Source organism: Pseudoalteromonas sp. 13-15 (assembly GCF_001468205.2).
In the GTDB taxonomy this organism is placed as follows: Bacteria; Pseudomonadota; Gammaproteobacteria; order Enterobacterales; family Alteromonadaceae; genus Pseudoalteromonas; species Pseudoalteromonas marina.
Map to the genome: position 1 here is coordinate 3030218 of NZ_CP019162.1, position 14614 is coordinate 3044831.

Annotated in this window: 16 protein-coding genes and 1 other RNA gene; 10 read left to right on the top strand and 7 right to left on the bottom strand. The window is 40.3% G+C overall.

Going from position 1 to position 14614, the window contains the following annotated elements; genetic code table 11:
- Nucleotides 1–49: 49 nt before the first annotated feature.
- A complete protein-coding gene (locus tag ATS72_RS14045; protein ID WP_008130320.1) occupies nucleotides 50–1402 on the bottom strand; it encodes a Do family serine endopeptidase in 1353 nt (450 codons plus the stop codon).
- A 132-nt stretch (nucleotides 1403–1534) separates the two neighbouring features.
- Complete coding sequence (locus ATS72_RS14050) at nucleotides 1535–1978, bottom strand: YhcB family protein (protein WP_058428340.1); 444 nt, start codon at nucleotides 1976–1978, stop codon at nucleotides 1535–1537.
- A 132-nt stretch (nucleotides 1979–2110) separates the two neighbouring features.
- Here ATS72_RS14050 and zapE point away from each other — a divergent pair, with 132 nt between their 5' ends.
- From zapE to ATS72_RS14090, 8 genes are all read left to right on the top strand, one after another.
- Entirely contained in the window at nucleotides 2111–3199 is a 1089-nt protein-coding gene (gene zapE, locus ATS72_RS14055) for a cell division protein ZapE (RefSeq protein ID WP_010555667.1), read from the top strand.
- Nucleotides 3200–3469: 270 nt separating this feature from the next.
- Nucleotides 3470–3898: a 50S ribosomal protein L13 gene (gene rplM / locus ATS72_RS14060; RefSeq protein WP_002957960.1), complete on the top strand. Its 429-nt coding sequence runs from the start codon at nucleotides 3470–3472 to the stop codon at nucleotides 3896–3898.
- Between the two features lie 8 nt (nucleotides 3899–3906).
- The gene (rpsI, locus tag ATS72_RS14065; RefSeq protein ID WP_086007041.1) at nucleotides 3907–4299 is read left to right on the top strand and encodes a 30S ribosomal protein S9; all 393 of its coding nucleotides are present in this window, start codon (nucleotides 3907–3909) and stop codon (nucleotides 4297–4299) included.
- Nucleotides 4300–4877: 578 nt separating this feature from the next.
- Nucleotides 4878–5468, top strand: a complete 591-nt coding sequence (petA, locus tag ATS72_RS14070; RefSeq protein WP_006792117.1) for a ubiquinol-cytochrome c reductase iron-sulfur subunit — start codon at nucleotides 4878–4880, stop codon at nucleotides 5466–5468.
- On the top strand, nucleotides 5468–6733 hold the full coding sequence (locus ATS72_RS14075) for a cytochrome b (protein WP_006792118.1): 1266 nt from the start codon (nucleotides 5468–5470) through the stop codon (nucleotides 6731–6733). The genes petA and ATS72_RS14075 overlap by 1 nt, the downstream gene beginning before the upstream one ends.
- Nucleotides 6730–7473: a cytochrome c1 gene (locus tag ATS72_RS14080; RefSeq protein ID WP_058428341.1), complete on the top strand. Its 744-nt coding sequence runs from the start codon at nucleotides 6730–6732 to the stop codon at nucleotides 7471–7473. Before ATS72_RS14075 ends, ATS72_RS14080 begins: the two co-directional genes overlap by 4 nt.
- 79 nt (nucleotides 7474–7552) lie before the next feature.
- Nucleotides 7553–8179, top strand: a complete 627-nt coding sequence (gene sspA, locus ATS72_RS14085) for a stringent starvation protein SspA (protein ID WP_006792120.1) — start codon at nucleotides 7553–7555, stop codon at nucleotides 8177–8179.
- Complete coding sequence (locus ATS72_RS14090) at nucleotides 8179–8613, top strand: ClpXP protease specificity-enhancing factor (protein ID WP_058428342.1); 435 nt, start codon at nucleotides 8179–8181, stop codon at nucleotides 8611–8613. The genes sspA and ATS72_RS14090 overlap by 1 nt, the downstream gene beginning before the upstream one ends.
- 61 nt (nucleotides 8614–8674) lie before the next feature.
- On the opposite strand, the gene dolP is transcribed toward ATS72_RS14090, so the two are convergent.
- Genes dolP through ATS72_RS14110 form a run of 4 tightly spaced genes read right to left on the bottom strand, consistent with a single transcriptional unit; the run spans nucleotide 8675 to nucleotide 12114 of the window.
- Nucleotides 8675–9244: a division/outer membrane stress-associated lipid-binding lipoprotein gene (dolP, locus tag ATS72_RS14095; RefSeq protein ID WP_008130334.1), complete on the bottom strand. Its 570-nt coding sequence runs from the start codon at nucleotides 9242–9244 to the stop codon at nucleotides 8675–8677.
- The gene (locus ATS72_RS14100) at nucleotides 9237–9830 is read right to left on the bottom strand and encodes an SIS domain-containing protein (RefSeq protein ID WP_006792123.1); all 594 of its coding nucleotides are present in this window, start codon (nucleotides 9828–9830) and stop codon (nucleotides 9237–9239) included. The genes dolP and ATS72_RS14100 overlap by 8 nt, the downstream gene beginning before the upstream one ends.
- A gap of 25 nt (nucleotides 9831–9855) precedes the next feature.
- Nucleotides 9856–10227: a YraN family protein gene (locus tag ATS72_RS14105; protein WP_006792124.1), complete on the bottom strand. Its 372-nt coding sequence runs from the start codon at nucleotides 10225–10227 to the stop codon at nucleotides 9856–9858.
- Between the two features lie 9 nt (nucleotides 10228–10236).
- A complete protein-coding gene (locus ATS72_RS14110) occupies nucleotides 10237–12114 on the bottom strand; it encodes a penicillin-binding protein activator (protein WP_058428343.1) in 1878 nt (625 codons plus the stop codon).
- Between the two features lie 61 nt (nucleotides 12115–12175).
- Here ATS72_RS14110 and rsmI point away from each other — a divergent pair, with 61 nt between their 5' ends.
- Nucleotides 12176–13033, top strand: a complete 858-nt coding sequence (gene rsmI, locus ATS72_RS14115; RefSeq protein ID WP_058428344.1) for a 16S rRNA (cytidine(1402)-2'-O)-methyltransferase — start codon at nucleotides 12176–12178, stop codon at nucleotides 13031–13033.
- 41 nt (nucleotides 13034–13074) lie between these two features.
- Nucleotides 13075–13438: RNase P RNA component class A (gene rnpB, locus ATS72_RS14120), an RNA gene on the top strand.
- A gap of 57 nt (nucleotides 13439–13495) precedes the next feature.
- Here rnpB and ATS72_RS14125 read toward each other — a convergent pair.
- Nucleotides 13496–14512 carry a mechanosensitive ion channel family protein gene (locus ATS72_RS14125; RefSeq protein ID WP_425320032.1) on the bottom strand — a complete coding sequence of 339 codons (1017 nt, stop codon included), beginning with the start codon at nucleotides 14510–14512 and terminating at the stop codon, nucleotides 13496–13498.
- Between the last annotated feature and the right edge of the window lie 102 nt (nucleotides 14513–14614).

The following is a 14614-nucleotide window of genomic DNA, read 5'->3' on the forward strand; positions in this document are numbered from 1 at the left end:
ACAGCGGCAAGTGCCGCTGTTATTTTTATTACACATATACTGCGATTAATTACTGAATTAGGATAAATATAGACTCACGTCCACGTTTAACGCCTAGTACAATATTACCTTTAGTATTTTCGATGATTTTATTCATATCGCGAATAGTCTCAACACGTTGGCGGTTCACTTGAACTATCATGTCACCTTCTTCTAGGCCTACCCGTGCAGAAGGAGAGCGAGGATCGACAGAAGTAATTTCAATCCCCTTTGCGTTATTTTTCTGAACATTTTCTAATTCAGCCCCTTGAAATGCGGGGTGCAGTTCTTCGCCAACCGCTTTAACACCAGATGCACCGTCGAGTGTGACTTTGAGCGTTTTTATTTTTCCATCTCGGTAAATACTGAGCTTTATTTCTCTGCCTTCACCTAATGTAGCAATTTTACTGCGCAGTTCATGGAAGCCGCTTATATCGCTGCCATTAATGCTTACAATAACATCCCCGGCTTTTATGCCTGCTTTACTTGCAGCAGTATCATCCATTACCTGCATTACATAAGCACCTTGTTTAACATCAAGCTGTTGTGCTTTGGCTAAGCCCGCATCAAGTGGACGACCCGATATGCCTAGCGAGCCACGGCGTACTTCACCATGCTCAATAATTTGATCAACCAAGTTTTTCATCATGTTAGAAGGAATAGCAAAACCAATTCCAACGTTACCACCAGATGCACCTAAAATAGCGGTGTTAATGCCAATTAGTTCTCCATTTAAATTCACTAAAGCACCGCCAGAATTACCTTGGTTAATTGCGGCGTCTGTTTGAATGAAATCTTCGTAACCTTCAATGTTTAATCCACTGCGTCCAAGGGCACTAACAATACCAGAGGTTACGGTGTGGCTTAAACCAAACGGGTTGCCTATAGCAACTGCAAAATCACCGACTCGTAATTGGTCTGAGTTAGCAAGTTTGATTTCTGTAAGGTCATCAGCGTCTATTTGTAGTAGTGCAATGTCAGACTCTTTATCTGTACCAATTTTAGTAGCTTCAAATTCACGTCCATCTTCGAGTGTAACGATCATTTTTTCAGCATCTTGGATCACGTGATTATTAGTAACCACATAACCTTCATCTGCATCGATAATCACACCTGAACCCAAACCACTAAATTGGCGCTTTTGGCTGCGAGGTTGTTGCTGGCCAAAAAAGAACTCAAGTGGATCGGCGCGGCGGCGAACCTCTTTAGAGCCCGAAACCTGAATACTCACAACACCAGGGGAGATTTGTTCAAGCATAGGTGCAAGAGTAGGTAGCTGTTGCCCGTTAACTGCTATTGGTAACTTTGCGTAAGACGCTACCGGGCTCATTAATAAGCTTGTAGATAATATAGCAGCACTGATAAGTGATAATTTCATTTTCATAGTCAAGGTTTACTCCACTTAGGAAAAACAAAAATTAAAAAAGGCTGCATAAGCAGCCTTTTTTTAGTTTGTTAGTAAGATAAAACAACAAAGCTGTTATATCTAAAGACTATGGGGTCAAAAAAAAGTTCATCAAGATGCTTTAGAGCGTTCCTGTACTTTATTTTCACCAGCAAATAAACCAGACTCACCTGACACAAAGTCTGCCGGTTGCGCCTCTGCTGAAGAGCGATCAGAACGACGCTCTTTTAAAGATGCTTGTAATTGCTCTGTTGTTTCTTTTGAAAAGTAAGGGGCTGCTGGTTCTTTATTTCTATCTTCTAACAGTAATTGATTAGTTTCTTCTACATGACTCAAGAGCTGGTTGTAGTTATCTTTCATTTTATTTACAAGCTTGCTGGTGCTTGCTAAATGGTCAGCTACGTCTTGGCGGTATTGCTCAAGTTCGCTTTGCGCTTGTTCCGCTTGCTCTTTTAACTCATCTTGTTTGAACTGTTTTTTAGTAACAAATGCACCAATAAAAAATGCTATAGCCGCAACAATAACGATTAAACCTACCCATATAACTGTGCCCATAAACTACCCCTTTGGGAAAATAACGAAAGAATGCTGATTCATTTATAAATCATATTAAGTGTAATATACCCCGAGTTATGATGCGTGTTAATATGCTTTACAAATTAAACTGCGTTTTGACTGAAAATACATATGACTCCTTGGCAAACATATCAACAAGATTTAAAACGAGATGACTTTGTACACGACGCAGCACAAGAAAATGCTGTGCGCCACTTGCAACGTTTATACGATGACCTCACGCAAGCAAAACCAAAATCAACAGGTTTTTTCGCTAATTTATTTGGTAAAAATGAACCAGAACCTATAAAAGGCTTGTATTTTTGGGGCGGAGTTGGGCGTGGAAAAACGTATTTAGTTGATACTTTTTATGAGGCATTACCAAGTGATCGAAAAATGCGCGTGCATTTTCACCGTTTCATGCACCGTGTGCATGACGAATTAAAAAAACTAAATAACACGACCAATCCGCTGGAAAAAGTAGCGGATATATTTAAATCAGAAACAGACATCATTTGTTTTGATGAATTCTTTGTGCAAGACATAACGGATGCCATGTTACTGGGTGGTTTAATGGAAGCGCTTTTTGCTCGTGGAATTGTTTTAGTCGCCACCTCTAACATTGTGCCTGACGATTTATATAGAAATGGCTTACAGCGGGCTCGTTTTATGCCTGCCATTGAACTGGTAAAACTCAATACTGAAATAGTGAATGTAGATTCGGGTATTGACTATCGACTGAGAACCTTAGAACAGGCTGAGATTTTTCACAGTCCGCTTGATGAACAAGCGGATAAAAATCTATTTGAATATTTTGATAAGTTGTCTGCTGAACCGGGTCAACTCGATCAATCTATAGAAATAGAAGGGCGCTTAATAAAAACGCGCAAAGTAGCTCAAAGTGTCGTGCTATTCGAATTTAGTGAATTGTGTGAAACTGCACGTAGCCAAGTTGATTATATGGAAATTAGCCGTTTATATAACACGGTAATTATTTCTAATGTAAAACAGCTTGGCCAAAGTAATGACGATGCAGCAAGGCGCTTTATTGCTCTAGTAGATGAATTTTACGAACGCCACGTGACGCTAATTATTTCAGCAGAAAAACCGATTACCGAACTTTACACCCAAGGTAACTTAAATTTTGAATTTAAACGCTGCATAAGCCGTTTACAAGAAATGCAGTCGTTAGAGTATTTGGCAAGAGAACATTTAGCTTAATAAAAATTAGAATGCCGGTCGTTTTGCGCTCTCAACACTTATTTTTAAATAGCGATAATTTTCTTGTGGGAAAAACAACCGATCGGTAGCAATGTGATTTAAGTGCTGGTATACTCCCGCGTCTGCCACGTTGCGTTCTATGCCTTCATATAGTTTAGCCACTAATGAGCGGCGCAAAAGTCTAAAACTCGAAGGGGTTATAGCAAACTTAGAGCAGTAGTTAATATTAACTACTTGTGGTTTTAATTGAAAAACATTGGATTTTTATAAATGAAAACGTTTGTTGCTAAACCAGAAACAGTAAAACGTGACTGGTACGTAGTTGACGCTGAAGGTAAAACTTTAGGTCGCATCGCTACTGAAATCGCTCATCGCCTACGCGGTAAGCACAAAGCTGAATACACTCCACACGTAGATACTGGTGATTACATCATCGTTATCAACGCTGAGAAAGTTACTGTAACTGGTAACAAATTCAAAGATAAAGTGTACTACGCTCACTCTGGTTTTCCAGGTGGCCTTAAGTCTACTACTTTTGATAAACTTCAAGCTGCAAAGCCTGAAATGATCATCGAAAAAGCAGTTAAAGGCATGTTGCCACGTGGTCCTTTAGGCCGCGCTATGTACCGTAAACTTAAAGTTTACGCAGGTACTGAGCATAACCATGCTGCACAACAGCCTCAGGTTCTAGACATTTAAGGAGCACTATCATGGCAAATCAATACTACGGTACAGGTCGTCGTAAAAGTTCAAGTGCTCGCGTATTCTTACGCCCAGGCACTGGTAACATCGTAATCAACAAGCGCTCTTTAGAAGAGTACTTTGGTCGCGAAACAGCACGCATGGTTGTTCATCAAGCTCTTGAGCTTGTTGATATGACTGAAAAATTTGACCTTTTCATCACCGTTTCTGGTGGTGGTACAACTGGTCAAGCTGGTGCTATCCGTCACGGTATCACTCGTGCACTTATGGAGTTTGACGAGTCACTACGTCCACAACTTCGTAAAGCAGGTTTTGTTACTCGTGATGCACGTAAAGTTGAACGTAAGAAAGTGGGTCTTAAGAAAGCGCGTAAGCGTCCACAGTTCTCAAAACGTTAATCTATACGTTATCAAGAATTCAAAAACCCAGCTTATGCTGGGTTTTTTGTTATTGGCGATGAATTTCTTCTGATTCCTTTGAGCTTTAAAAAATTGTTAGCCTAAGCTGTAATTGCAAATTACTGTTTATGATGATCACACAGTGCAATAACGGCGTATTAATTGAACGAAAGGAAGTAAATAGCCAGATAGGTGCAAAAAAGTTAAATAATTATCGTAATTAGTTTAAATCCATCAGTTAATTGATGGAATTTTTTGCTACAATTGGCGTGGAAGTAAAACGATCAAGTTTTATAACACTATGTGTAGTCTTAAAACTTCCGCTTAGTGGAGTTGATCTTGGTCACTACATCGTTTTTACAGAAGTGATATTATTACTTTTCGGCTCGTGCTCGAACTAGCTTAATCAAACCATTGGTGAAATTAATATTTTTCAAGACCTGAGTTGTTAATAACCTTGTTTTAAACAAGGGTTTTAATTATGATCATTTCTATTTTAAAAATTTCGAATAATTAACCTGCTGTAACTGATGTTCTCAATATAGCAAGTGTTGAGAATCGTAAGTGGAGATAAGTGGATGAGCAATGCGCCTGTAGACAATGGCCGACGTCGCTTTTTAACCATAGCTACCTCTGTTGTTGGTGGTGTTGGTGCGGCTGGGGCTGCTGTTCCTTTTATTGCGTCTTGGAATCCAAGTGAGCGAGCTAAATCTGCGGGTGCGCCTGTAGAAGTAGATATAAGCAAACTTGAGCCAGGACAATTAATACGTGTCGAGTGGCGTGGTAAACCTGTATGGGTTGTATCACGAACCCCAAAAATGCTTGAGCAAATGAAAGAACATGAAGGTCAACTTCGTGATCCGCAATCGCAAGAGCCACAACAATTAGAATCATCAACAAATGACTACCGTTCATTACGTCCAGAGATTTTTGTCGCTGTAGGTATTTGTACGCATTTAGGATGTTCACCTAGCTTTTTACAAGGTGGCTTTGGTGAAAAAGTGGAAGGGACTGATGATGGTTTTTATTGTCCATGTCACGGTTCTAAATTTGATATGGCTGGCCGTGTTTTTCAATCGGTTCCAGCACCATTAAACTTAGAAATTCCACCATATACTTTTCTTGATGAAACCACTATTTTAGTGGGCGAAGAACAAGGGGTGGCCTAATGTTTGGTAAGATTATTGGTTGGATTGACGACAGAATCCCAATGACACGTGTTTGGAACATGCATATTGCACAGTATCCAGCACCTAAAAACTTTAACTTTTGGTACTTCTTTGGCTCATTAGCAATGTTAGTACTAGTTAACCAAATACTGACCGGTATTTGGCTAACAATGAACTACGTACCGTCTGCTGAAGGTGCATTTGCATCAATAGAATATATCATGCGTGATGTAGATTATGGCTGGTTACTGCGCTATCTGCATTCAACCGGTGCATCAGCATTCTTCATTGTTGTATACCTGCATATGTTCCGTGGCATGATCTACGGTTCTTACCAAAAACCACGTGAGTTACTGTGGTTGTTTGGTATGTTTATTTTCTTAGCCCTAATGGCTGAAGCATTCATGGGTTACTTATTACCATGGGGCCAAATGTCGTTCTGGGGTGCACAGGTAATCATTTCATTATTCGGGGCTATTCCTGTTATTGGTGATGACCTTACACTTTGGATCCGTGGTGATTACGTAATTTCTGGTGCAACGCTTAACCGCTTCTTTGCATTACACGTAATTGCACTGCCATTGGTTATTGTTATCTTAGTATTTTTACACATTGTTGCACTACACGAAGTGGGTTCTAATAACCCAGATGGTATTGATAACAAACGTAAAAAAGGCACTGTTCCTGAAGAAGATAAGCCTAAATTTAAGTTCCATGAATACTACACTGATAAAAAAGACATTATTGATGCGATTCCGTTCCACCCTTATTACACAGTAAAAGATATTGTGGGCGTGGTTGGTTTCTTAATCTTGTTCTGCTGGGTTGTATTCTTTATGCCTGCTATGGGTGGCTTCTTTTTAGAGGCGCCAAACTTTGAAGCGGCAAACCCACTTAAAACACCGGAACATATATTCCCTGTTTGGTACTTCACGCCATTCTACGCAATCTTGCGCGCAATCCCTGATAAATTAATGGGTGTTGCAGCAATGGGGGCGTCAATTGTAGTACTTGCGTTATTACCTTGGATTGACCGTGGTTCAGTTCGCTCTGTTCGTTACCGTTGTGGTTTCCACAAATGGAACATTGCAGGCTTTGTTGTTACTTTTGTTCTTTTAGGTTGGGTTGGTGCTACACCGCAAACTGACTTTAAAACAATTGTTTCGCAAGTTTGTACTGTGACTTACTTTATGTTCTTCGTACTGTTATTTGTTTACAGTAAGAATGAAAAAACTAAGCCATTGCCTGAGAGGTTAACGAAATGATGAAAAAACTAATAATTGGTTTATTCGCTTTATCAGTACATATGTTACCTGCAATGGCGGCAGGCCCGTCAGTTCCACTAATGGACGCGGGTAACGATATATCTGATCAGCCATCTTTGCAGCGCGGCGCTAAGTTGTTCATGAACTACTGTCTTGGTTGTCACCAAATGCAGTATCAGCGTTATGAACGTACTTTCCGTGATATTGGTATTCCAACGGAAGTTGGCCAAGAGCAGCTTATTTTTGATGGTTCAAAAGTAGGTAGCCATATTAAGAACTCAATGGCTAAAGATGATGCAGCAAAATGGTTTGGTGCGGCTCCGCCGGATTTAACCAATGTTGCACGTGTACGCGGAAGTGATTGGATTTACACGTACTTGAAATCATTTTACAAAGATGAGTCTCGCCCATTTGGTGTAAATAATACGTTATTTCCATCAGTAGGTATGCCACATGTTCTACAAGAACTTCAGGGTGTTCCTACTCCTATAACTGAAGAAGTAACTGTTGACGGTGTAACAACTGTACATATCACAGGTACTGAAACAGATGGTTCAGGTGAGATGAGTGTAGATGAGTATGACCAAGCAGTTCGTGATTTAACGAATTTCCTAGAGTACGTAGGTGAACCTACTCGACTTGAATCGGAAGCGCTAGGTATTAAGGTAATTGGGTTTTTAGTTATCCTATTTATCTTGGCATTTATGCTTAAGAAAGAATACTGGAGAGATGTTCATTAATTTTGAACATATTTAAAGGTAATTTTGCAATAGGGGCTTAAGCCCCTATTGCTGTTTTAGTTATTTAATGGAGGTAGGCATGGCCGTAGCTGCCAATAAGCGCCCTGTAATGACCCTTTTCTCTGGGGCTAACTGTATGTATAGCCATCAAGTACGTATTGTACTTGCAGAAAAAGGTGTAAGTGTAGATATTCATTTGGCTGAAAAGGACAATCTGCCAGAAGCACTTCACGAAATTAACCCTTACGGTACAGTGCCAACACTGATTGACCGTGAGCTTGGTTTATATCAGGCAAATATCATCATGGAATACCTTGATGAACGTTTCCCTCATCCTCCACTAATGCCTGTTTACCCGGTAATGCGTGGTCGTAGCCGTCTAATGATGCACCGCATTGATACTGATTGGTACAGCTTAGCTGCTAAAATCAGCAATAACACATCAGATGCAGCACAAGCTCGTAAAGAGTTAACTGAGGCATTACTTGCAGTAGCTCCTATCTTTAGCGAAGCTCCTTACTTTATGAGTGAAGAGTTTAGCTTAGTAGATTGTTACTTAGCACCACTACTATGGCGTTTACCGGAGTTTGGTATTGAGCTTAATGGTGCAGGCTCTAAAGAGATGAAAGAGTACATGATCCGTTTATTCGAACGTGAGTCATTCCAAGCATCTCTAACTGAAGCTGAGCGTGAGATCCGTTTATAATGACGCCTAATCGTCCTTATTTATTACGTGCTTTTTTTGATTGGATAGTCGATAACGAATGTACGCCACATATTGTGGTGGACGCTAGTTTTGCGAATGTGCAAGTGCCTACACAATTTGTGCAAGATGGACAAATTGTGCTTAACATTAGCCCATCAGCAGTAACACAGTTTTCGTTAGACCTAACCCAACTTAGTTTTAACGCGCGTTTTGGCGGTCAGCCAATGCAAGTTTATGTACCTTTAGGTGCTGTGCTTGCAATTTACGCTCGTGAAAACGGCGAAGGTACAGTCTTTACTGCAGACGAGTTTGTAGAGGACGAAGACGAGTTTGATACAGGGCTAGAAAGTGTTGATTCATCTGAGTATATAGATGAAACACCGCCAGAAAAACCTGAAAAGAAAAAAGGCTCACATTTACGTGTTATAAAATAATATGTAGATTACAAAAAAACCGCTTAAAAGCGGTTTTTTTATCACTGTAATTTAGTGGCTTTTAATTAATATATTCAAATACCTTTACTACTCGCTCAACGCCCGACACATTACGTGCAATATCAACTGCACGATTAGCTTCATCTTGAGACACCAAGCCCATCAAATACACCTCAGCGTTTTCTGTAACCACTTTAATGTTATTGCTACTAATATCTTTAGCTGCTAGTAACTGTGCTTTTACCTTTGAGGTGAGCCACGAATCATGAGTTTGAGTTGTTATACCAATATTTGAACCAATACGAAGTTGGTTATGAATTTTACGAATGCCGGCAATCGCTTCTACGGTTATTTGTGCTTCGTTTTTCATTTCCTGATTAGCAACTTGACCAACAAGCAAAACAATACCATTGACACTTATAGCGTTAACTCGAGCAGACTTTTCTAGGCGTTCAACTTCACTAATAGCAATGCTAGCTTTAATTTCTATATTGTTATCATCGATTTGAGAGCCTATAGTGCGACGGTCGTTTGCAGCGGTTACTGCACTGGCAGTGCCGGCTACAACAGCTGCAGCACAGCCTTGTAATAATACAACGGTACCTAAAATAATAAGGGAGCGTTTAAACATAATTTTCATCCTGCGGGAAAAGCGTTAAATCTATAAGTTCACTTAAACAATGTAAGTTAGTTAAATGCGACTCTATAATGCGGCTTGGGCGTTTAGACGGTGTTCTTATTTCAACATCATTAGGGCCAAGTAAACCTACTAATTCACCGCCATCGTCACCGACCATAACAATGACCTTCATATCGCGTGTAAGTGCAGCTTCAACGGCTGAAATTACCTGCTTTTCATTGCCATTAATTGCTAATACCAATAGTAAGTCACCTTGTTGAGCGAATGCACGGATTTGACGGGCAAATGTATCGTGATCATCACTGTGATTGTTCTGCCCAAGATTTATATTTTCTTGTGACAAAGCAATAGCAGGCAAGCAAGGACGCTCTGTTTCGTAGTGATTGACCAATATACCCGCTATATGTTGCGCAAGCATATGACAGTTAGCTGTCCCGCAACAAATTAACTTATTACCGTTAATAAGGCTTTGTGCAATTGTGAACGCGGCCGATTCAAGCGCACTGGGAAGGACCTCTCCAGCGGCTATTTGAACTTGAATACTTTCTGTGAAAATTTCTTTTATTGTGTCTTGCATAGCCTACCAATTCTTTTTAGTATTTTTAAAATACGTTTTTAAGCCAATTATATGTAGGAGATGATTCTCCGGTTATGGCTACATAGTCAATTCTTAATGCCTGATTTGTTAAGTTTTTAGCTGCTAAGTAATGATGAATACTACGTTTAAGCCGTGCTTGTTTTTGAGCGCTGAGCGCATAATTAGCACCACCTCGAGCATTGTTTTTGCGAAACTTCACTTCCACAAAAACAAGGGTGTTACCCTCTTTCATAATAATATCGAGCTCACCAAAGGGGCAGTAATAATTACGTTCTATAGGTTTTAAACCTTGCGCTACTAGGTATTTTTGCGCTTGTAGTTCGTAATACTGACCTTTTTCACGACTATTTTGCCACAGCTCTTTAAACCACGACATGCCGCCCCCTTAATTTATCGTTTTTACACCGCTAGCCGATTGCATAAATAAGGGCACAGGGCGTTGTGTTTTTAACTGCACAGACTTAATTTGGCGATTAGTATATTGAGCCCAATCAAGTACGCGTTGTAGGTGACCATTACTATTAACTGATAACTTACCGCTCAAACCGCTAAATTTATTGCCAGGCATTAAGCTCAACTGCCTAATATCGTTAATAACGAGTACTGCATCGTATGCCATGGCGAATAAGCGCTGGCTAATATCGGCTTGCTCGGGCCAAAGCAAATTATACTGCTCACGTAAGTTATGTTGTGTGATTTGTGAATTAAGCATCCAAGGTAATTCTGTGAAATACAGGCCGTCTAAATCGCCTTTGTCGGTTGAATCAATTTGCTTACTGTGACTTTTTGAGCTCGCATACAGCGGAATTCGCTCTGAGAATGTACTCACATTTACATCGAGGTAGGGCTTAATTAAGCGTGTTTCTATTGCATCACCTAAAATATAAATCACATCAATATCACTACGTGAGCGTGTTTCACTTTCAACTTCTTGCTTAAATAAGGCTTTTATTGTTTTTATACGCTCTTTAGATTGATCAACTTCTAATAAACTACTAATCGTTTTTGGCATGTCTTGATTGTTTTCATAAAAACCAATTTGAGGTTTAGTCTCGCTGTAGCGTTGCCATTGCTGATTAAAAAAATCAACTAAGCGCTGGCCATTCGTATTTTCTGGAGCGAGTAGCATGGGTTTTTGATATCCCATAGCTAGAAAATGCTCTAAAGCTTGTTCAACTTCGTGCTCTGGGTTTAGGGCAAAATAGTAGTGTTGGAGCGAAATAGTGTCTCCATCGAATGTATTTAAATGCAACGTAGGAATATTAATAAGCGTTTTAGCTGCCGTAAGCTTATCTATGTTCGCTTTAAGTAGTGGCCCAACTACAAAGTCAGGGTTAATTTGGTCAAGTTTTGCTGCAATGTCTGCAGTACTTAAATTTTCATCAATAAAAATAGCTTCATTAATATTTTGTTTATCTAATGCGGCTAAAGCTCCTGCTTTTAAAGCATCACCTAGGCGTTCGTTAGGACCTGATTGAGGGAATAACAAAACTAAGCGGTCAATGTTCAAAGGTGCTAATTCAACAAAGTTTTCATCTTGTTTAGGTAACACGGCTCCAGCAGGGTGCCCCACGTAACGGCGTCGCCAATTATTTATTGCTTGATCTAACTCTACACCGCTACCTGCATATACTTGATGGTATAAAGCAAGATTTACCCAGCCTTGTTGAATAACAGAGCCACGGTTAAAACGCTCCAGCGCATAAGAAGAAAGCTGTTTTAGGTTATCCCATAATTGTTGGTCGAGTTGTGGTATATCAATATTATTTTTTGTAGATGTTTCTGATGCTCTAAAAAAATAGGGAGCCGCTTTTTTAGGGAAATTTTGTGAGGCGTAAATACTGGCTGTTAAAAACTGATGCCATGCAAAGTGTTCAGGTTGTGTCAGTTGACCATCTAACGATTGTAAAATAATCAAAGACTGGTCATTTTTATTTTGTTGCTTTTGCGCGTATGCAATATAAAGGCGATTTTGAGTTTGATCGACACTCGCTGTTAACTCTAGGTCGCTACCAATTTGCTCTAATAATGGCCAGTTCTTCTCAGAAATAGCAGCATCACGTGCGCTATACAATAATTGTATTTTATCTGCACCTTCGCGATTTACGGCCAATTGATAGATAGATTGAGCATTAGTCGCTTGATTTTTTAGCGCATTAGCACTGCTGCTGAAGTTATCGCTTTTTTTAATTGGTTTTTCGGTTGTGCTACACGCCGATAACCCTGACAATATAATTAATAGACCAACTAGTTTAAGTCGCACAATGATTTCCCAATACGTTAACGCGATTTGCTTATATTACTGACTGACGCAGGAGACCTCAATGTTAAATGAGGAGAATTCACATAAAATTGGCACTCTTTACGTTGTTGCCACCCCAATTGGCAATTATGACGACTTAAGTCAGCGTGCTATCGCGACATTATCGCAGGTTGACTTAATCGCTGCTGAAGACACTCGCCATACAGGTAAGCTCCTTAGCCATTTTGGTATTAAGGCAAAAACATTTGCATTACATGATCACAACGAAAAACAAAAAGCACAGCAAATTATCGATCAGCTTAATCAAGGATTAAATATTGCTTTAGTATCGGATGCAGGCACGCCACTCATTAGTGACCCTGGATATGCGGTTGTAAACTTATGTCGTGAGCAAGGGGCAAGCGTAACCCCAGTACCAGGTGCGTGCGCTGCCATAACCGCCGTGTGTTGTTCTGGGTTACCTACCGATCGCTTTCAGTTTATTGGCTTTACCCCCGCTAAAAGTAAAGCTCGCCAAGATTTTTTTATTGATGCGATTAACTCAAGTATTACCAGTATAATGTACGAAAGCACGCACCGTATTATGGCAAGCCTAGACGATTTAGAAACTGCGCTTGGCAGTGAACAGCAGGTCGTATTTGCCAAAGAGCTAACTAAAACGTTCGAAACTTTTTTTAATGGCACAGTGAGTGAGCTAAAGCAGTTTTTAACCGATGATCCCACTAAGCAACGCGGCGAAATAGTCCTCATGCTGCCGGGTAAGCCTAAGATAGTAGACGACATTCCACCAGAGGCTCGTAAAATGTTGGCTCTACTTGAAAAAGAAATGCCAATGAAAAAGGCGTGCGGTGTTGTAGCTGAGTATTTCGGTATGAAGAAAAATGCACTATACAAAACAATTATTGAAGAAAAAGAGTAAATATTACTGCGCTTGGCTTTAGCGTCATGTATACTGCGCGCCGAGTCAGCCAAGATAATCGCTGCCTGTGACGAAAATGATCAGGGGGAGGAAAGTCCGGGCTCCACAGGGCAGAGTGCCAGCTAACGGCTGGGGGGCGTGAGCCCACGACAAGTGCAGCAGAGAGAAGACCGCCAACTTCGGTTGGTAAGGGTGAAAGGGTGCGGTAAGAGCGCACCGGGCCGCTAGTAATAGTCGGTTGCAAGGTAAACTCCACTCGGAGCAAGACCAAATAGGGTTCCTTATGGCGTGGCCCACGTTGGAACCGGGTAGGTTGCTTGAGCCATAGAGCGATTTATGGCCTAGACGAATGATTATCACTTTCTTCGGAAAGGACAAAACCCGGCTTATAGGCTGACTCACTCATTCAATAAAAAGCCCGCAGTTAACGCTGCGGGCTTTTTTGCACTAAATTTTATTAACTTAAATAATATTTTTTCCTTGTTCAGGATCCCTTGACTGCTCTGCCTGTTCGCGTATTTCGTCAGTATCACTGCTTACATCGTTAAGTGTTTGGGTTTGCTCGTGGGTTTCCGGTGGTTTCTTTTCATTTAAACGCTCTTTTATTGCTGAGCTTGAAAAATCCTCGCCAGAGGCATTTAGTAAAATCCGTTCTCTGGCATCATCCGGCATACTTATATCTTGCTCAGTAAATTCATTAACTAGTTCACGCATAAGCTGAGAGCTTACCTTAAGTGGGCTATGCTGCTCGCTATTAACCCAAAAATATAAAATAAAGTTTATTGTTGATGAGCCTAAATTTTTTATAAGTACTTGTGCTGGGGGATCGCTTAATACGGCCGTTTGTTTGTTTGCTATATTTAGAGCAAGCGTTTGCGCGCTGCGTATGTCGTTATCGTAACCTATACCTATTTCCACTTTACCGCGCATTTTGGGATTAGCAGTTAAATTTTTGATGGTATTTTTATACACCGTAGCATTAGGAATTTGAATGTGATTACCATCGTAATCAACAAGCGTTGTGGCACGGGCCGTTACTTTTTTTATAACGCCTAAACGTCCATCTACTTCAATTACATCGTCTATTTTAAACGGGCGTTGCACACTTAAGAGTAAGCTTGCGATAAAGTTCTCAGCAATGTCTCTAAAAGCAAAGCCTAATATTAAGCCTATTAAACCGGTCCCACTCATTATGGCTACCGCAAATTCAGTAAGCCCTGCTAAACGTAAAAACAGATATAGGCCTAATAAAATGACTAAAGTGCTAATTCCGCGCCTTACAACCAGCAAAACTAGCTTACTATCGGTTACTAAATTGATAGGTTTTATGAGCATGCGTGAAAGAGGGCCTGCTGTAAAATAGCTGATAGTGAGTAAGAGTAAACCTAACAATAAGGTGGGTAATATTTGCGCTGTAGCGTGAACTAATTGCATGCTTTGGTCATAAAAAAATTGCCACGAAAACACATTTCCTTCCATTACGGGGTTCAATGAGGGGGTACTGGCAGCTGATGGTACATCTGATGCTATTGTAGGCATTGGGTTTCTTCCGTGTTTAGTTACTTTTACTTTAACAGCAAG

What these genes read in the sequence shown, in the direction of transcription:
- dolP (WP_008130334.1), bottom strand. Translation starts at nt 9,244, where the DNA reads ATGTTTAAACGCTCCCTTATTATTTTAGGTACCGTTGTATTATTACAA.
- sspA (WP_006792120.1), top strand. Translation starts at nt 7,553, where the DNA reads ATGGCCGTAGCTGCCAATAAGCGCCCTGTAATGACCCTTTTCTCTGGG.
- ATS72_RS14105 (WP_006792124.1), bottom strand. Translation starts at nt 10,227, where the DNA reads ATGTCGTGGTTTAAAGAGCTGTGGCAAAATAGTCGTGAAAAAGGTCAG.
- ATS72_RS14075 (WP_006792118.1), top strand. Translation starts at nt 5,468, where the DNA reads ATGTTTGGTAAGATTATTGGTTGGATTGACGACAGAATCCCAATGACA.
- ATS72_RS14125 (WP_425320032.1), bottom strand. Translation starts at nt 14,512, where the DNA reads ATGGAAGGAAATGTGTTTTCGTGGCAATTTTTTTATGACCAAAGCATG.
- ATS72_RS14080 (WP_058428341.1), top strand. Translation starts at nt 6,730, where the DNA reads ATGATGAAAAAACTAATAATTGGTTTATTCGCTTTATCAGTACATATG.
- zapE (WP_010555667.1), top strand. Translation starts at nt 2,111, where the DNA reads ATGACTCCTTGGCAAACATATCAACAAGATTTAAAACGAGATGACTTT.
- petA (WP_006792117.1), top strand. Translation starts at nt 4,878, where the DNA reads ATGAGCAATGCGCCTGTAGACAATGGCCGACGTCGCTTTTTAACCATA.
- ATS72_RS14090 (WP_058428342.1), top strand. Translation starts at nt 8,179, where the DNA reads ATGACGCCTAATCGTCCTTATTTATTACGTGCTTTTTTTGATTGGATA.
- ATS72_RS14045 (WP_008130320.1), bottom strand. Translation starts at nt 1,402, where the DNA reads ATGAAAATGAAATTATCACTTATCAGTGCTGCTATATTATCTACAAGC.
- rplM (WP_002957960.1), top strand. Translation starts at nt 3,470, where the DNA reads ATGAAAACGTTTGTTGCTAAACCAGAAACAGTAAAACGTGACTGGTAC.
- rsmI (WP_058428344.1), top strand. Translation starts at nt 12,176, where the DNA reads ATGTTAAATGAGGAGAATTCACATAAAATTGGCACTCTTTACGTTGTT.
- ATS72_RS14050 (WP_058428340.1), bottom strand. Translation starts at nt 1,978, where the DNA reads ATGGGCACAGTTATATGGGTAGGTTTAATCGTTATTGTTGCGGCTATA.
- ATS72_RS14100 (WP_006792123.1), bottom strand. Translation starts at nt 9,830, where the DNA reads ATGCAAGACACAATAAAAGAAATTTTCACAGAAAGTATTCAAGTTCAA.